This is a genomic window from Streptomyces sp. NPDC058685 (genome assembly GCF_042714725.1).
In the GTDB taxonomy this organism is placed as follows: domain Bacteria; phylum Actinomycetota; class Actinomycetes; order Streptomycetales; family Streptomycetaceae; genus Streptomyces.
Genome location: NZ_JBHXSL010000007.1, coordinates 96,184 through 112,994 on the forward strand (window position 1 = coordinate 96,184; position 16,811 = coordinate 112,994).

At 71.1% G+C, this 16,811-nt stretch carries 15 protein-coding genes and 1 pseudogene; 9 read left to right on the top strand and 7 right to left on the bottom strand.

The genetic code is table 11. The features are described 5' to 3' along the window. Positions 1 to 138: 138 nt before the first annotated feature. The gene (locus tag ACFWU3_RS08875) at positions 139 to 714 is read left to right on the top strand and encodes a TetR/AcrR family transcriptional regulator (RefSeq protein WP_384433289.1); all 576 of its coding nucleotides are present in this window, start codon (positions 139 to 141) and stop codon (positions 712 to 714) included. Between the two features lie 143 nt (positions 715 to 857). After that, entirely contained in the window at positions 858 to 3,038 is a 2,181-nt protein-coding gene (locus tag ACFWU3_RS08880; protein ID WP_384433292.1) for an MMPL family transporter, read from the top strand. 108 nt (positions 3,039 to 3,146) lie between these two features. Here the strand turns inward: ACFWU3_RS08880 and ACFWU3_RS08885 are convergent, their stop codons facing one another. Beyond that, positions 3,147 to 3,494, bottom strand: a complete 348-nt coding sequence (locus ACFWU3_RS08885; protein ID WP_384433295.1) for an SsgA family sporulation/cell division regulator — start codon at positions 3,492 to 3,494, stop codon at positions 3,147 to 3,149. A 158-nt stretch (positions 3,495 to 3,652) separates the two neighbouring features. On the opposite strand from ACFWU3_RS08885, the gene ACFWU3_RS08890 reads away from it, so the two are divergent. From ACFWU3_RS08890 to ACFWU3_RS08920, 7 genes are all read left to right on the top strand, one after another. Beyond that, entirely contained in the window at positions 3,653 to 4,732 is a 1,080-nt protein-coding gene (locus ACFWU3_RS08890; protein ID WP_384433298.1) for an energy-coupling factor ABC transporter permease, read from the top strand. 1 nt (position 4,733) lies between these two features. Further along, positions 4,734 to 5,495, top strand: a complete 762-nt coding sequence (cbiQ, locus tag ACFWU3_RS08895) for a cobalt ECF transporter T component CbiQ (protein WP_384433301.1) — start codon at positions 4,734 to 4,736, stop codon at positions 5,493 to 5,495. Further along, positions 5,483 to 6,307, top strand: a complete 825-nt coding sequence (locus tag ACFWU3_RS08900; RefSeq protein ID WP_384433304.1) for an energy-coupling factor ABC transporter ATP-binding protein — start codon at positions 5,483 to 5,485, stop codon at positions 6,305 to 6,307. Before cbiQ ends, ACFWU3_RS08900 begins: the two co-directional genes overlap by 13 nt. Continuing rightward, positions 6,304 to 6,771 (top strand): MarR family winged helix-turn-helix transcriptional regulator, encoded by a 468-nt coding sequence (locus tag ACFWU3_RS08905; protein WP_384433307.1) that lies wholly within the window; start codon positions 6,304 to 6,306, stop codon positions 6,769 to 6,771. The genes ACFWU3_RS08900 and ACFWU3_RS08905 overlap by 4 nt, the downstream gene beginning before the upstream one ends. A gap of 139 nt (positions 6,772 to 6,910) precedes the next feature. Beyond that, positions 6,911 to 7,315: an organic hydroperoxide resistance protein gene (locus ACFWU3_RS08910; protein ID WP_384433620.1), complete on the top strand. Its 405-nt coding sequence runs from the start codon at positions 6,911 to 6,913 to the stop codon at positions 7,313 to 7,315. 69 nt (positions 7,316 to 7,384) lie between these two features. Beyond that, the gene (locus ACFWU3_RS08915; RefSeq protein WP_384433623.1) at positions 7,385 to 8,548 is read left to right on the top strand and encodes a serine hydrolase domain-containing protein; all 1,164 of its coding nucleotides are present in this window, start codon (positions 7,385 to 7,387) and stop codon (positions 8,546 to 8,548) included. Beyond that, positions 8,545 to 9,363 carry an SDR family NAD(P)-dependent oxidoreductase gene (locus ACFWU3_RS08920; protein WP_384433308.1) on the top strand — a complete coding sequence of 273 codons (819 nt, stop codon included), beginning with the start codon at positions 8,545 to 8,547 and terminating at the stop codon, positions 9,361 to 9,363. The genes ACFWU3_RS08915 and ACFWU3_RS08920 overlap by 4 nt, the downstream gene beginning before the upstream one ends. Before the next feature lie 151 nt (positions 9,364 to 9,514). Here ACFWU3_RS08920 and ACFWU3_RS08925 read toward each other — a convergent pair whose 3' ends face one another. From ACFWU3_RS08925 to ACFWU3_RS08950, 6 genes and pseudogenes are all read right to left on the bottom strand, one after another. Continuing rightward, positions 9,515 to 9,955: a VOC family protein gene (locus ACFWU3_RS08925; protein WP_384433311.1), complete on the bottom strand. Its 441-nt coding sequence runs from the start codon at positions 9,953 to 9,955 to the stop codon at positions 9,515 to 9,517. 86 nt (positions 9,956 to 10,041) lie between these two features. Next, complete coding sequence (locus ACFWU3_RS08930) at positions 10,042 to 10,893, bottom strand: EamA family transporter (RefSeq protein WP_384433313.1); 852 nt, start codon at positions 10,891 to 10,893, stop codon at positions 10,042 to 10,044. Next, positions 10,890 to 11,378 carry a YbaK/EbsC family protein gene (locus tag ACFWU3_RS08935; protein WP_384433316.1) on the bottom strand — a complete coding sequence of 163 codons (489 nt, stop codon included), beginning with the start codon at positions 11,376 to 11,378 and terminating at the stop codon, positions 10,890 to 10,892. Before ACFWU3_RS08935 ends, ACFWU3_RS08930 begins: the two co-directional genes overlap by 4 nt. A gap of 115 nt (positions 11,379 to 11,493) precedes the next feature. Continuing rightward, a complete protein-coding gene (locus ACFWU3_RS08940) occupies positions 11,494 to 13,134 on the bottom strand; it encodes a penicillin-binding transpeptidase domain-containing protein (protein ID WP_384433318.1) in 1,641 nt (546 codons plus the stop codon). 136 nt (positions 13,135 to 13,270) lie between these two features. Continuing rightward, a pseudogene (locus ACFWU3_RS08945) lies at positions 13,271 to 14,291 on the bottom strand (helix-turn-helix domain-containing protein). 749 nt (positions 14,292 to 15,040) lie between these two features. Further along, entirely contained in the window at positions 15,041 to 16,762 is a 1,722-nt protein-coding gene (locus tag ACFWU3_RS08950) for a dolichyl-phosphate-mannose--protein mannosyltransferase (protein WP_384433321.1), read from the bottom strand. Positions 16,763 to 16,811 lie beyond the last annotated feature (49 nt).

Below are 16,811 nucleotides of genomic sequence, written 5' to 3' on the forward strand. Positions count from 1 at the left end.
GGGTGAATCGGCCGGATCCGATGTGGCCGGAACCGGTCCGTGATCCATGACACAAGCGAAACGTTGTCGTTTCGCAGAAGGGTGGGGTACCTTCGAGGTGTACGAAACCGTTTCGTTCGGATGGATGGGAGGCCGATCATGACCACACGCAGTCGGCTCACCCCCGAGCGCGAGGCAGAGCTGTACGAGGCCGTACTGGACCTGCTGCGCGAAGTCGGATACGACGCCCTGACCATGGACGCCGTGGCCACCCGGACCCGATCGAGCAAAGCGACCCTCTACCGGCAGTGGCGCGGCAAGCCCGAACTGGTGGCCACCGCCCTGCGGCACAGCAAGCCGGTGAATGTCGGCGACATCGACACCGGCACCCTGCGTGGTGACTTCCACGCGATGCTGGACGAGACCGACGACTGCCAGATGGAGAGGGACTCCGCGCTGATGCGGGGTCTGGCCCAGGCCATCCACGGCAACCCCGACCTCCATGAGGCGCTGCGGGAGCTGCTGATCGAGCCCGAGATCACCGGGCTGGACACGCTGCTGCGGCGGGCGGTGGAGCGCGGGGAGGTCAGTGCGGACAACCCCGCGCTGGACTTCGTGCCGCACATGCTGGTCGGCGCGTTCGTCGCCCGGCAGATGATCGAGGACCGGCTCCCCGACCGGGCCTTTCTCACCCAATACATCGATGCCGTGGTCCTGCCGGCCCTCGGAGTCTGATGCCCCGTCGCCGCCCCACGGCGACTGACGTTCCCCACGTCACCCCTCCCCGCAGCACGACCCGCACCACCTGACGCGCGCCGCTCTCGTCGTCGGGCCGGCTCCCCATGCCCTGTTCACCTCACACACGGGAGTACGCCCTCGTGGCCACGTTCCTCTACAAACTCGGGCGGTCCGCCTTCCGGCGCCGCAAACTCGTCCTGCTGCTGTGGGTCGCTCTGCTCGCGCTCGCCGGGGTCGGTGCGGCCTCCGCGTCCACCGCCACCTCGTCGTCCTTCTCGATACCCGGCACCGAGGCGCAGAAGGCCTTCGACCTGCTGGAAGAGCGGTTCCCCGGGGCCAGCCCCGACGGTGCGACCGCACGTGTCGTCTTCAAGGCCCCGAGCGGCGAGAAGATGACGCAGGCGGACAACAAGGCCGAGGTGAACAAGGCGGTCGCCGACCTCAAGGCCGGCTCCGACCAGATCGCCTCCGTCACCGACCCGTACACCGCGAACGCGGTCTCCAAGGACGGTTCGACGGCCTACGTCTCGGTCACCTACAAGGTCAACGGCATGGAGCTGACCGACGAGACCCGGGAGGCCCTGGAGAAGACGGGCCACCAGGCGCAGGGCACCGGACTGACCGTCGAGATCGGCGGCGACGCGCTGCAGACCGTCCCGGAGACCGGAGCCGGCGAGATCATCGGCGTCGCGATCGCCGCGGTCGTCCTGGTCATCACCTTCGGCTCGCTCGTCGCCGCCGGACTGCCGCTGCTCACCGCGATCATCGGTGTCGGCATCGGCATCTCCACGATCACGGCGCTGGCCAACGTCCTCGACCTCGGCTCCACCACCTCCACGCTGGCGATGATGATCGGCCTCGCGGTCGGCATCGACTACGCCCTCTTCATCGTCTCCCGCTACCGGGCCGAACTCGCCGAGGGGCGTGAGCAGGAGGACGCGGCCGGCCGGGCCGTCGGCACCGCCGGCTCCGCCGTCGTCTTCGCGGGCCTGACCGTGGTCATCGCCCTCGTCGGCCTCGCCGTCGTCAACATCCCGATGCTCAGCAAGATGGGCTTCGCCGCCGCCGGCACGGTCGTGATCGCCGTTCTCATCGCGCTCACCCTCATCCCCGCCCTGCTCGGCTTCGCCGGCAAGCGGGTGCTCGGCCGCAAGGTCCGCAAGGGCAAGCCGGTCACCGACAAGCCGAACATGGGCACCCGCTGGTCCCGCTTCGTGCTGCGCCGGCCGGTCATGGTGCTGCTCGCGGGTGTGGTGGGTCTCGGCGCCATCGCCATCCCGGCGGCGTCGCTGGAGATGGGACTGCCCGACGACGGTTCCCAGCCGGTCAGCACCACGCAGCGCAAGGCCTACGACATGCTGTCCGACGGCTTCGGCCCCGGCTTCAACGGACCGCTGCTGGTGGTCGTCGACGGCGACAAGAGCGCCGCCGACCGCACGGTCGAGACGATCAAGGGCCTGGAGGGCGCCGCGGCGGTCACCCCCGCGACGCTCAACAAGGCCGGCGACACCGCGATGATCACGGTCATCCCGAAGGACCGTCCGTCCTCGGTCGCCACCGAGGACCTGGTCCACTCCATCCGCGACTCCAGCGGCGACGACGTGCTCGTCAGCGGTGCCACCGCGATGAACATCGACTTCTCGCAGCGGATGAACGACGCCCTGCTGCCCTACCTCGCCCTCGTCGTGGGACTCGCGTTCCTGCTGCTGATGGTGGTCTTCAGGTCGCTGCTCGTGCCGCTGAAGGCGGCCCTCGGCTTCCTGCTCTCCGTCGTCGCGGCGCTGGGCGCGGTCGTCGCCGTCTTCCAGTGGGGCTGGCTGGGATCGCTGTTCGGGGTCGAGCAGACCGGCCCGATCATGTCGATGATGCCGATCTTCATGGTGGGTGTCGTCTTCGGCCTGGCGATGGACTACGAGGTCTTCCTGGTCACCCGCATGCGGGAGGCCTACGTGCACGGGGAGCGGCCCGGTGCGGCGATCGTCACCGGGTTCCAGCACGGTGCCCGCGTCGTCAGCGCCGCAGCGGTGATCATGATCGCCGTCTTCTCCGGGTTCATCGGCTCCAGCGAGCAGATGATCAAGATGATCGGCTTCGGTCTCGCGATCGCGGTGTTCTTCGACGCCTTCGTGGTCCGGATGGCCGTCGTGCCCGCGGTCCTCGCCCTGCTCGGTCACAAGGCCTGGTGGCTGCCGCGCTGGCTGGACCGGCTGCTGCCGAACGTCGACGTCGAGGGCGAGAAGCTGCACAAGCAGCTGACCTCGAAGGACGACGGAGTCAGCCCCGAAGACCCGGACGAGGAGCGCAACCTGGTGCGCGTCTGACTCCGGCACGAGCCCGGGGGCGCCGCTGCGAGCGGCTGTGAGCGCCCCCGGTGACGCGACGGACCCGTGGGGACGGGGGCCGTCGCGGGGACACGGTGGTCGTGCTCGTCACCCCTGGGGGGCGGGTGCGGCCACCGCGTACGTGTGGCGCAGGAAGCGCATCAGGGCCTTGGAGTCGAACTGCACCACCGCTACGCCGTCCGAGGTGTGGAACTCCACGACGGTCTGGACCCGGCCGCACGGCCAGACCTCGACATCTCCGCGGCGCACGGGGACGCGCAGCCCCTTCTCCAGCAGCTCACGGGGGAAGGTCCACTCGCGTCCGTCGGGGAACGTGAAGCGGACGGACTTCGGCGCATCCGTAGGTTCGTACCAGAGGGCGACCCGGACGGGCCTGTGCTGAGGAGCGTCCGTGACGATGCGGGCCCATGCGTGCTCTTCGACGACCGTGGACATCTGCCGCTCCTCACACTTTGTACGCTATGCCCTCCAATGTCCCATATTTCTCGGGCGAGGGACTTGGCCACCAGTTGTGACCCGCCCGCTCTTGCAAGTCGTTCGCAACAGGGCACTATCATTGAACAGTTATTCACCTGTCCGGAGCGGAGCCCGCTATGCATGTCCCCGACGGATTCATCAACGCCCCGGTATCGGTGGCCGCCGGTGTCGTCGCCGCCGGCGCGGTCGCCGTCAGCCTCCGCGGCGCCCGCCGTGAGCTGGGCGGATCCTCCCTCGCGCTGAGCGGCGCCGAGCGCACGGCGCCGCTGGCGGGCCTCGTCGCCGCCTTCATTTTTGCCGTACAGATGCTCAACTTTCCCGTCGCGGCCGGCACCAGCGGACATCTGCTGGGCGGTGCGCTCGCCGCGATACTCGTCGGTCCTTACACCGGCGTGCTCTGCATAGCCGTCGTTCTGCTGATGCAGGGCGTGCTCTTCGCGGACGGCGGCCTCACCGCGCTCGGCGTGAACATCACCGTCATGGGCGTGGTCACGGTCCTCGTCGCGTACGGGCTGTTCCGCGGGCTGCTGGCGGTGCTGCCCCGCAAGCGCCGCTCGGTCACCGTCGCCTCCTTCGTCGCCGCGCTGGTCTCCGTACCGGCCGCCGCCGCTGCCTTCACCCTGATCTACGCGATCGGCGGGACCACCGACGTACCGATCGGCAAGGTCCTCACCGCGATGGTCGGCGTCCATGTCCTCATCGGCATCGGCGAGGCCGTCATCACCATGCTCACCGTCGGCGCCGTCATCGCCGTCCGGCCCGACCTGGTCCACGGCGCCCGCGGTCTGAGCACCCCGCTCAAGCTCCGCGTCGGCGGCGAACTGGTCGACGCCGAGCCCGTCGCCCCCGCACCGGTCGCCGCGCGCTCGCCGCGCACGGTCTGGCTGGCCGGCCTCGCCACCGCCGTCGTCCTCGCCGGCTTCGTGTCCTTCTACGCCTCCGCCAGCCCCGACGGGCTGGAGAAGGTCGCCGCCGACAAGGGCATCGACAAGAAGGTCGAGGAGCACGCGGCCGCCGACTCCCCGCTCGCCGACTACGGAGTCGCGGACGTCTCGAACTCCCGCATCTCCGGCGGCCTCGCGGGCGTCATCGGCGTCGGCTCGACCGTCGTGGTGGGCAGCGGGATCTTCTACGTCGTCGTGCGCCGCCGCCGGGCGTCCGAGTCCGAGGCCACCCGCGTCCCCGACTCCGTCTGACATGGGCGCCGGTCACAGCCACAAGCTCTACCGGCACGGGCACTCGCCCGTGCACGAGCTCCCCGCGCACTGCAAGCTCGTCGCCGTCTTCTGCTTCGTGCTGGTCGTGGTCTCCACGCCGCGCGAGGCGGTGTGGGCCTTCGGGCTGTACGCGGTGCTGCTGGCCACGGTCGCGGCCGTCGCCCGGGTGCCCGCCGGGTATCTGCTGCGCCGACTGCTCATCGAGATCCCCTTCGTCGCCTTCGCGCTGCTGATGCCCTTCGTGGTGCCGGGCGAGCAGGTCTCCGTCCTCGGCCTCTCGGTGAGCGTCCCGGGCCTGTGGGGCGCGTGGAACATCCTCGCCAAGGGCACGCTCGGCGTCGCCGCGTCCGTGATCCTCGCCTCGACGACCGAGCTGCGCTCGCTGCTGCTCGGACTCCAGCGGCTCAGGCTGCCGCCCCTGCTGGTCCAGATCGCCTCGTTCATGATCCGCTACGGCGATGTCATCGCGGACGAGATGCGCCGGATGTCCATCGCCCGCCGTTCGCGCGGCTTCGAGGCGAAGGGGGTACGGCACTGGGGTGTGCTCGCCAAATCCGCGGGCGCGCTGTTCATCCGCTCCTACGAGCGCGGAGAGCGTGTGCACCTGGCGATGGTGAGCCGGGGATACACCGGGACGATGCCCGTGATCGACGTGGTCACCGCGTCCCGGGCCCAGTGGTCGTACGCGGCCGCCCTCCCGGTGACCGCGCTCGCGGTCTGTCTGCTGGGATGGACGCTGTGACAAACGACCCGAACGACCGGCACGACCTGCGCGACCCGGTGACGAACGCCCCGGCCGGCCCGACGCCCCCGTCCCTCGAGGTGAAGGGGCTCGCCTACGCCTATCCCGATGGGCATCAGGCGCTCTTCGGCGTCGACCTGACGGTCCGGCGCGGTGAGCGGGTCGCCCTCCTCGGCCCCAACGGCGCGGGCAAGACCACCCTCGTCCTGCATCTCAACGGCATCCTGGCCGGCGGCGCGGGGACCGTGGCCGTCGCCGGGCTTCCGGTCGCCAAGCGGCATCTCGCGGAGATCCGCCGCCGCGTCGGCATCGTCTTCCAGGACCCGGACGACCAGCTGTTCATGCCCACGGTCCGCGAGGACGTCGCCTTCGGGCCCGCGGCCTCGGGCTTGCGCGGCCCGGAGCTCGAAGCGCGCGTCGTGGCGGCGCTGACGCAGGTGGGCATGGCGGAGTTCGCCGACCGGCCCCCGCACCATCTCTCCTTCGGCCAGCGCCGCCGGGTCGCGGTCGCCACCGTGCTCGCGATGGAGCCGGAGATCCTCGTACTGGACGAACCCTCGTCCAACCTCGACCCGGCGTCGCGGCGAGAACTCGCCGACATCCTGCGGTCGTTGGACGTCACCGTCCTGATGGTCACGCACGATCTGCCCTACGCCCTGGAACTCTGCCCGCGCGCGGTGATCCTCAGCGAGGGCGTCATCGCCGCCGACGGTCGTACGCAGGATCTCCTGGGGGACGACGCCCTGATGCGAAAGCACCGCCTCGAACTGCCCTTCGGCTTCGACCCGAAGTCCGTGACAATGGGCGCGTGAACGAGGATCCCAGCAGTACGGCACCGGCGGCTTCGCTGCTTCTCGACGACCAGCTGTGTTTCGCGCTGTACGCGGCCCAGCGCGCGGTGACGGCCCTGTACCGGCCGCTCCTCGACGAACTGGGCCTGACCTACCCGCAGTACCTCACGCTGCTGGTCCTGTGGGAGCGCGGCGAGGTGCCCGTCAAGGAGCTGGGGTCGGCACTGCGGCTCGACTACGGCACCCTTTCGCCGCTTCTGAAGCGGCTGGAAGTTGCCGGTCTGGTGCGGCGCGAGCGGGCCGTGGACGACGAGCGCTCGGTGCGGATCCAGCTCACGGGTGAGGGGGAAGCACTGCGGGCCCGCGCCGTGCGGGTGCCGGCCCAACTCCTGGTCGGCACCGGCCTGGAGGTCGAGGAGATCGCCCGGCTGCGGGGTGATCTGCACCGGCTGACCGAGACGGCGGCCTCGGCCGCGTCGAGCTGAGGCGGCCGGAAACGCAGCGCTACCCCCAGGTAACAAGCGGCCGGTTCCTTCGATACATTGTGCGCAATGTATTTATGCCGTGCCATCACCTCGGGGGCGCACCGTGAGCAGCCAAGCAGACAGCCGGCCGACCAAGATCATGTATGTCGCGGAGGCCACCGCGCACGGCGGCCGTGACGGCTACGTCACCAGCCAGGACGGCAGGATCGACCTGAAGGTCGCGATGCCACCGGCCATGGGCGGCGACGGTCGGGGAACGAATCCCGAGCAGCTCTTCGCCGCCGGGTACAGCTCCTGCTTCCACAACGCCCTCGTGCTCGTCGGCCGCCGGGCGGGTTACGACCTCACCGGCTCCACCGTCGCCGCGAAGGTCGGCATCGGACCCAACAAGGCCCGCGGCTACGGCCTCGCGGTCGCCCTCAGCGTCTCGCTGCCCCTGGTCGACCAGGAGCTCGCCGCCGAACTGGTCTCCGCCGCTCACCAGGTGTGCCCGTACTCCAACGCCACCCGCGACAACATCGACGTCTCGATCGTTCTGAGCTGACCCGCGAGTCACGAGCGGTGGCGTCCGATGCACCATGGAGGGATGAGCGGGAGCGGGAGATCAGCAGCAGTGGATGTCCGGGGCACGGTGGCGGCAGGCTTCGAGCCGGTCCAGGACGCCTTCCTACGCAACTTCGAACAGCGCGGTGACCGGGGCGCGGCCGTCGCCGTCTACCGGGACGGGAAGAAGGTCGTCGACCTCTGGGCCGGCACACGTGACGTGGACGGCCCCGAACCGTGGGCCGTGGACACCGCACAGATCGTCCGCTCCGCCACCAAGGGCGTCGCGGCGGCCGTCGTGCTCCTGCTCCACCAGCGCGGCCAGATCGACCTGGACGCCCCCGTCGGCACGTACTGGCCCGAGTTCAAGGCGGCCGGCAAGGACCGCGTCGTCGTACGGCAGTTGCTCTCCCACCGCGCCGGAGTGCCCGTGCTCGACCGCCCGCTGACCACGGCGGAGGCCTGCGACGGTGTCAGCGGGCCCGCCGCTCTGGCCGCGCAGCACCCCGCCTGGGACCCCGGAACCGCTCACGGCTACCACGCACAGACCTACAGCTGGCTGATCGGCGAACTCGTCCGACGGGTCACCGGCCGGACCATCGGCCGCTGGGTCGCCGAGGAGATCGCCCGCCCGCTCGGCCTCGACTTCTGGATCGGACTGCCGCGGGACGAGGCCCACCGTGTGGGCCGCATCGGACCGGTGCCCGAGCCGGAGACTGCCGACGGCGGCGGACTCAAACTGCGGCCCAAGCCGGCCGTCGTGGAGGCCTACCACAACCCCGACTCCCTCACCCGGCGCGCGTTCGGGGCCATCGACCCGCTGCCCGACGAGAACGACCCCGCCTACCGCGCCGCCGAACTCCCCGCCTCCGGCGGCATCTCCACCGCCCGCGCCCTCGCCCGTTTCTACGCCTCCACCATCGGCACGGTCGACGGCGGCCCGCGGCTGTTCGCCCCGGCCACCCTCACCCTCGCCCGCACCGAGGAGTCGGCCGGCCCCGACCGCGTCCTGATCGTCAACACCCGCTACGGCCTCGGCTTCATGCTCCACGGCCCGGCCGCCCCGATGCTCGGCCCGGGCTCGTTCGGCCACCCCGGCCGCGGCGGCTCCCTCGGTTTCGCCGACCCCGAGTCGGGCATCGCGCTCGGCTATGTGACCAACGGGATGCGCAAGGGCGTCACCGCGGATCCCCGTGCCCAGGCGCTGATCCGGGCGGTACGTTCGGCGCTATGAGCAGCGGAAGCGGGATCGGCGGACCCGGGCGGTTCGAGGGACAGGGCGCACTGATCACCGGCGCGGCGCGCGGGATCGGCGCGGCGATCGCACGACGGCTCGCCTCCGAAGGCGCCCGTGTCCTGGTCACCGACCTGGACGCGGAAGCCGCGGCACGGACCGCGGAGGGCATCCCCGGAGCCGACTCCCTCGGCTGCGACGTCGCCGACCGCGCCCAGGTCGAGGCGGCCGTGGCGTACACCGTCGAACGGTTCGGCGCCCTGCACGTCCTGGTCAACAACGCGTACTCCTGCGCCCCGGACACCCCGAGGCTGGAGGACCAGCCCGACGACACCTGGGCGCGCGACCTCGACATCTCGCTCACCGGGGCCTTCCGCTGCGCCCGCGCGGCCCTGCCGCATCTGGAGGTCTCCGGCGCCGGCGCGATCGTCAACATCGGCTCCGTCAACGCCGAACAGGATTTCGGCAACCACGCCTACAGCGCGGCCAAGGCGGGCCTCGCCTCGCTCACCCGCACGCTGGCGGGCGACGCGGCACCCCGCGGCGTGCGGGTGAACCAGGTCAACCCGGGGACCGTCCGTACGCCGTCGTGGGCGGGCCGCGAGGAGAGCCTCGCGGCACTCGGCCGGGTCTACCCCCTCGGCCGCGTCGGCGAGCCGGAGGACATCGCGGCGGCCGTCGCCTTCCTGGCCTCGCGGGACGCGGCCTGGATCACGGGCATCACCCTGCGGGTGGACGGCGGCCTGCTCGCGGTGAACACAGGGTTCGACGAGGTGATCGCGCCGCACCGGGTGACCTGGGCGCAGCAGGACTGACGCCGGGCAGGGCTGACGGCGGGCAGGACTGACGGGCGGTCCCGCCTGCACTGCCGGCGCACGTCGGGGCGGTCCTGCACTGCCCGCGGCGCGTCGGGCCGGTCCCGTGTGGCCCGAGCGCGTCGGGCCCGTCCGGCGAGCCCCGGGCCCGTCAGGCCCGATCTGCCGGACCGGCGGCGACGCAGAACTCGTTGCCCTCCGGGTCGGCCATGGTGATGTGATGGCCGTCGAACTCGTGCTGGACGCCGGCACCCGCCGCGACCAGCCGGTCCGCCTCAGCCCGGATCCTGCTCCACCGCTCCTCGTCGCTGCCGTGCCCCGGCACCCGGATGTCGATGTGCAGCCGGTTCTTCGCGGTCTTCGGCTCGGGCACCTTGAGGATCGAGAGCCGCGGCCCCGCACCCTGCGGATCGCAGAGCCATGCCGCGTCTCCCTCGTCGTCCTCCGGCAGGTCGAACTGCGCGAGCCACTCCTCGCGGGTGGCGAACGGCGGCGGCGGAGGCTCGTCGATGTACCCGAGCGCCAGCTTCCAGAACTCCGCCAGCCGTTGCGCGTCCGTGCAGTCGAGGGTGAGATCGATTCTGGCTGTCATGAGGCCGACCGTAACGCGCGCCTGTGACAACGCCCACCGACGACAACGGCTGACCCACGACAACGCCCTGCTACGACGACGGACGCTCAGCCCGCCCGCAGCATCAGACCGATGCCGACGACCATCAGCCCCGCCGCCGCGATGCGCGGGGCGCCGAACCGCTCCTTGAAGAAGACCGCGCCTATCGCCGCGCCCACGATGATCGACGACTCCCGCAGCGCCGCGACCGGCGCCAGCGGCGCCTGCGTCTGCGCCCACAGCACCAGCCCGTACGCCGCCATCGACAGCGCCGCCCCGAGCAGGCCGCGTACCGCGTACGGCTTCATCCGGGCCACCAGCTCGCCCCGGTACACGTGCACGGCGTACGCCGGGATCAGCAGGCCCTCCAGGATCATCAGCCAGGCGATGTAGCCGACCGCCGACCCCGAGGCGCGCACGCCGACGCCGTCCACGACCGTGTACGCGGCGATCGACAGGCCGGTCGCAAGCGCGGCCAGCAGGGCGGGCCAGTGCGGCCGGGCGCCCTTCCCGCGGAAGCCCCACAGCGCCACCCCGACCAGACCCGCGGAGGCCAGCACCACACCGGCCAGCTGCCAGCCGTTGAGCCGCTCGCCGACGAACACCGTGGCCAGGACGGTCACCACCAAGGGGGCGGTGCCCCGGGCGAACGGATACATCTGGCCGAAGTCACCGAGCGAGAACGACCGCATCAGCAGGGCCTGGTAGCCGATGTGCAGCAGCGCGGAGACGACCAGATACGGCCACGCCCCGGCGGCAGGCACCGGGGTGAAACAGGCCAGGACGGCGCCGATGACCGCGGCCCCGCCGCCGATGAGCGTGAAGCCGACGAGCTGATCGCGGACGGTGTGCGCGATCGCGTTCCAACTGGCGTGCGTGACTGCCGCGATGAGAACCGCTACGGCGACCGGTACCGTCACGCCGTGCGCTCGCGGACGTCCACCACGGTGCCGCCCGCGTGCGCGATCAGCGACTTCGGGTCGAGCGGAAAGACGGTGTGCGGGGTCCCGGCCGCCGCCCACACCACCTCGTGGGCGAGCAGCCCGCGGTCGGCCAGCACCCTGGTCCTGGTGACGTGCCCGAAGGGCGGTACGCCCCCGATCGCGTAGCCGGTGGTCTCGCGGACCAGGTCGGCGTTCGCCCGCCCGACCTTCGCCGCGCCGAGCTCCTCGCGCACCCGCTCGACGTCGACCCGCGAGGAGCCGTCCATCAGCACCAGCACCGGCTCGCCGTCCGCCTCGAAGATCAGTGACTTGACGATCTCGCTGACGTCGCAGCCGATGGCGGCCGCGGCCTCCGCGGCCGTCCGCGTGGCGTCGGGGAACCGGCGGACCGGCACATCGAGCCCCAGCTCCCGCAGGGCGGCCGCGAACCGGGGATGGGCTTCCGTTTCGTGAGTGCTCATGACCGCACGCTAACGGTCGTTGTACGGGCCACGCGAACAGATTCCGGATGATGGAAGCGACGGCGGGCGGGCGTCCGAACGAGCCTTCCGGCGCCCGCCCTCACGGCCCGTACCGCTAGCGGGCGTTGAGCACCTGCGCGACCACCGGGCCCGCCGCGTCGCCGCCGTGACCGCCGGACTGGACGACGGCCGCGGCGGCCAGATCCCCGGCGTATCCGGTGAACCAGCTGTTGGACGTGCCCTGACCGTCGACCTCCGCCGAGCCCGTTTTGGCGCCCTTGTCGCCCTGCACCACGGACATCGCGGCCTGGCCGGTGCCGTAGCGCGCGGTCGCGCCCATCATCTGGCGTAGCGCCCCCGCGATGGAGCCGGGCAGCCGCTGCGCGGTGGCCAGCGCGCGGTCGTCGAGGGCCTTCGGCACGATGATCGGCTGAAGGAAGCCGCCGTTCTTCACGGTCGCCGCGACGGACGCCATGTTGAGGGCGTTCATCGTGATCCTGCCCTGGCCGATGTACGAGGCGGCGGTCTCCGCGCCCGCCGACTCGGGCACACTGCCGTCGACGCTGACGGCGCCGGTCTGCCAGTCGAGGCCGATGCCGAAGTACTTGCTCGCGGTGGCGCCGAGCGCCGTCCCGGACACATCACGGTCGTCGAGCGGCTTGACGGCCTTGATGAAGGCGGTGTTGCAGGAGCGGCGGAAGCTCTCCTCGAACGTGCCGCTCGGGATGGAGAAGCCGTCCAGGTTGGTGAACGTCCTGCCCATCCACTGCACGTTCGCCGGGCACTCCACCTTCGCGGACGGGCCCTTGACGACGTCCTGGTCCATCATCATCGCCGCGGTCACGATCTTCATCGTGGAACCGGGGGCCTGGGCGCCCATCATCGCCGTGTTGTACCCGTCGGCAGGGCTGTTGGCGACGGCCCGGATCTCACCGGTGCTGGGCTTGACGGCGACGGCCGACGCCTGGCCGTACTTCTTCACCGCCCGCTCGGCGGCGGCCTGGACGTCCGCGTCCAGCGTCGTCGTCAGCTTGCCCTCCGTGCCCTCGCTCAGCGTCAGCAGCGTCCGGTCGGCGACGGCCTCGTCGGTGGAGGTGACGACGAGTTCGATGCCCGCGGTACCGCCCGCGGCCTCCCCGTACTTCTTGCGCAGGGCGTCCAGGACGGCGCCCAACGAGGGGTACTTCTCCTTCGTCAGCTCCCGGCCCTTGTGGTCCACGGCCTTGATGGGCGGGGCGGACGCCTGGTCGGTCCTGAGCGAGGTGTTCTTCGTCAGCTTCGGGTGCACGACGGCCGGCGCCCAGTCGACGAGCGCCTTGCCGGTGCTCAGTCCGCGCACCACGGTGAGCGCGGAGCTGTACGTCCAGGGCTTGCTCTGCCCCTCGTACGACACCGTCGCGTTCACGGTGAACGGCACCTTCGCGCCGACCGCCTTGCCGGGGGTGATCACGGCCTTGGAGACATGGGCCTGCTGCCGGTAGCCCGCGAGAAGCGGCTCGGCCTCGACGGCGTTGTTGGTCAGCTGCGCGGCCTTCGTCGCGTCACCACCGGCCCACGCCGCGAGGAAGTCCTTCGCGGTCCCGTCGATCTCCTCGGCACTCGGCGGCCCGGACTTCCGCTCCCCGGACGCGGACCTGGTGCTGACATCGTTGCCGTCGGTCAGCCCGCTGTACAGGTTGTACCCGCCATAGCCGACGCCACCGGCGACCACCAGGAACACTCCGCCGATCACGGCGACCTTCGCCCCACTGCGCATGACTTGCAGTCCCCTCCCCAGGAGCACACTTCCTTGAACGTGTTCAAGGGCATGTATCGCGTGCACTCTACGGGACGGGGGTGATCGTCTTCGATGCTGTTACGAGACCGCGACGATCGGCCCGGAACCGCGGGGCTCACGGCGGATTCGCCCCGCTGCTACGGGGTTTCGAGGTGTGGCAGGCGCGGCAGTCGCCCGGTTCCGCCGCGCGATGAGCCCGGTCGCAGGAGTCGCAGTTCCGGAGCGGGAGCGGTGCTCCGGAGGTGGGTGAGCGGAACGGCGGTGGCGGCGGGAGCTGCGCCGAGAGCCGGTGCGCGAGGAAGCCGGCGGGACGGCGCACCCCGCCGGGCGGCAGGTCGGACGTCAGGGCATGCCGTACGGCGGCGGGGCCGACGTCCCGCTCCAGCCAGGCGGCAACTCCCGGTGCCAGGGCTTCCGTGTCCCGAGCGGAGAGCAACAGGCGTGGGTCCTGGTGGTGCAGGCCCGCGAGGAGGTCGGTGGCGGACCGCAGGAGGGTCTCGGACGGGAAGGATGGCTGCGGCACGCGCGGGGCCGTGGGTGCGCGGTACGACGCCTGGCGCGGCTCGCTCGCGACCGGCCGGGTCGGGCGGGTCGCCGGCGTCCTCGTGACGGGGCCGGCGGACGAAGCCGGCGGCAGACAGGGGCGGTCGGGCACGGACCGCTCGGGCACGGACCGCTCGGTCGCGCACCGCTCGGTGGCCCTGCCGTGAGGACGGTTCCGCTCGGCTCCCGGCTGGTTGCAGGAAACGGTGCGGGTGACGATCCGGCCGCCGGGGACGCGCTCGCGTTCGCGCCGCAGATAGCCGTGGGCCTCCAGCTCGCGCAGGGCACCCCGAGATGCGGTCCGCGCCCTCGGGAAACCGGGCGGCGAGCGTCTTGATGTCCACGCGGGCACCGGTCGGCAGGGACTGGATGTGCACGGACAGGCCGATCGCCAGCAGCGACAGCTCGGCGTGCTGCGCGAGGTGGTTGCCGATGACCGTGAAGCGGCTGGTGTGGCGGGTGTTGGCGTGGGTGACGCCGTACGGCTGCCGCTCGCGCGGCTCGACAGGGAGCCGGGTGCGGATGACGCCGGGTGGTGCGTCGGCAACTCCGGGCGGGGCGTGCGAGGGCACGCTAAGGTGCTGTGTATCCATCAGGAAGGGGCCTATCTTCCTCGGTGGTCAGGCCCTCGATCGGGATTGCGAGTCCCGGCCGGGGGCCGTCGCATTTCTGCGGTCTTCGGTTGTGTCGCGGTGAGCCTAGAACACGTAACCCGGCTCCCCACCAGTCCGGTTGGCGATGTTCACTCCTGGGGGTGAGTGCGGCCGACGGGCGGGAGGGGTGGGGCTGGGTGGGGTTCTTTTCTCTGTTCGGTTCCTTGGGAAAGACCGCGCGTACGACCTGAGCACGGGCGGCCGGAACGGGGACGGCCGTGCTCCGGTGCCCGGTGCGCTCTATCTGCCACAACTCGGCGTTGATCGCATCGCCGGCGGCGATCACATCGGGTGTCGCGACCAGTCGGACCATGTTCATCGCGTGGCCCCATTCCGCCCATTCGATGTCGGGCCGTTCCCCTCGACGGGCCCAACGGCCGAGCTGGCCATGGAGGATGACGTACGCGCGGAGAACGTCGGCGCACGCCTCACGCCGGGCGTTCCTCATCCAGTGGCGTTCTTGTGAACGGCTACCGATGCCACCTCCGGCGACAACACCTGCCAGTGTCGCCAGAGCGCCTATCGACGGTCCGAGGAGCTCATGCAAGGTCATCGAATCACGGTAGGTGAGGGGATGGTCACCCAGGTAGCGGGCGTTCCGGAGAGCGCGGGGTGTCAGAGAGCGCGGGGTGTCAGGCAGGGCGGGTGCCGGTCCGCGGCCGCGCCCGGCAAGATCCGAACGGCAGCCCCTAGACCCAGGTGTCCAGCCACATCCTGTTGCGCCAGTCCTCCACCGGGATCGGCGTCCCCGTGTACAGCGGGTGGAAGTAGATGAAGTTCCAGATGATCAGCAGCACCAGCACCCCCGCGCCGATCGCGCCGATCGCTCGGCGGCGTTCGTCCGAGCCCGGTGGGCCCAGGATCGCGCCGAGCATCATGGCGACCGCCAGACACAGGAACGGCACGAACACCACCGCGTAGAACAGGAAGATCGTGCGCTCCTGGTAGAAGAACCACGGCACCCACCCGGCCGCGATGCCGCACGCGATCGCGCCCGCGCGCCAGTCGCGGCGGAACAGCCAGCGCCACAGGATGTAGGCGATCGCGAAGCAGGCCGCCCACCACAGCAGCGGGGTGCCGAGGGCCAGGACCTCGGACGCGCACTTGTCGGCCGCGTCCGAGGGGCAGCCGCCGACGCCCGCGGACGGGGACTCGTAGTAGTACGAGACCGGGCGGCCCAGCACGATCCAGCTCCAGGGGTTGGACTGGTACGTGTGCCCCGAGGTCAGGTTGACGTGGAACTGGTAGACCTCGGTCTCGTAGTGCCACAGGCTGCGCAGCCAGTCCGGGAGCCAGGTGAAGCTGCCGCCCTTGCCCGCCGTCCCCGCCCAGTCGCGGAAGTAGCCCCTGTCGGTGACGATCCAGCCGGTCCACGACGCGATGTACGTGGCGATCGCCACCGGCACCGTCGAGACGAACGCGGGCACCAGGTCCTTCTTCAGCACCGCTCTGTACGGCTGCACCGCGCCGGCCGTGCGGCGGGCGCCCACGTCCCACAGCACCGTCAGCAGACCGAACGCGGCCATCACATAGAGGCCGTTCCACTTGGTGCCGGCGGCCAGGCCGAGCATCAGGCCCGCCGTCAGCCGCCACGGCCGCCAGCCGAGCCGCAGGGTCTCCGCGACCGTCGCGTCCGGCCGCAGCACGCCGTCCTCGTCCACGGGCAGCGCGGCCGCGAGTCTGCGGCGCGCCCAGTCCCGGTCGACGACCAGCGCTCCGAAGGCCGCGAGCACGAAGAACATCAGCACCAGGTCGAGCAGAGCCGTACGGCTCATCACGAAGTGCAGACCGTCCACGGCGAGCAGCGCTCCCGCGAGACAGCCGAGGAACGTGGAGCGGAACAGCCGGCGTCCGATGCGGCAGAGCATCAGCACCGACAGCGTGCCGAGCACCGCCACCATGAAGCGCCAGCCGAAGGGCGTGAAGCCGAACAACTGCTCACCGATGCCGATGACCCACTTGCCGACCGGCGGATGGACCACATAACCGGGGTCGGTGGGGATCGGGACGGACGAGGGGTCCCGCAGGATCGACTTGTCGATGTCCTTCGGCCAGCTGCCCTCGTACCCCTGGTTGATCAGGGCCCAGGCGTCCTTCGCGTAGTACGTCTCGTCGAATATCACCGCCTTCGGCGAGCCCAGGTTCCAGAACCGGAGCACACCCGCGACCAGCGCGACCAACAGCGGTCCGCCCCAGGCCGCCGTACGCAGCAGCGGGTTCACCACCGCCGGAGGGATGCCGAACACCGGCCACAGCCGTTCGGAGGGGCGGGTATAGGGCGGCACCAGGCGTTCGCGCAGCCCGATCACGGCCCGGGGCGCGTAGCCGAATCTGCGCAGCCGTTGCTGCCGGCTGGCGGGCTGCTGATCGGCGTCCTTGCCCTGAAGGGTCTTCGGCGCGGTACTGGTCACCGCGCCATCGTAGGGAACGCCACTGTGCGAGTCGTGCGCACGGCCCTGG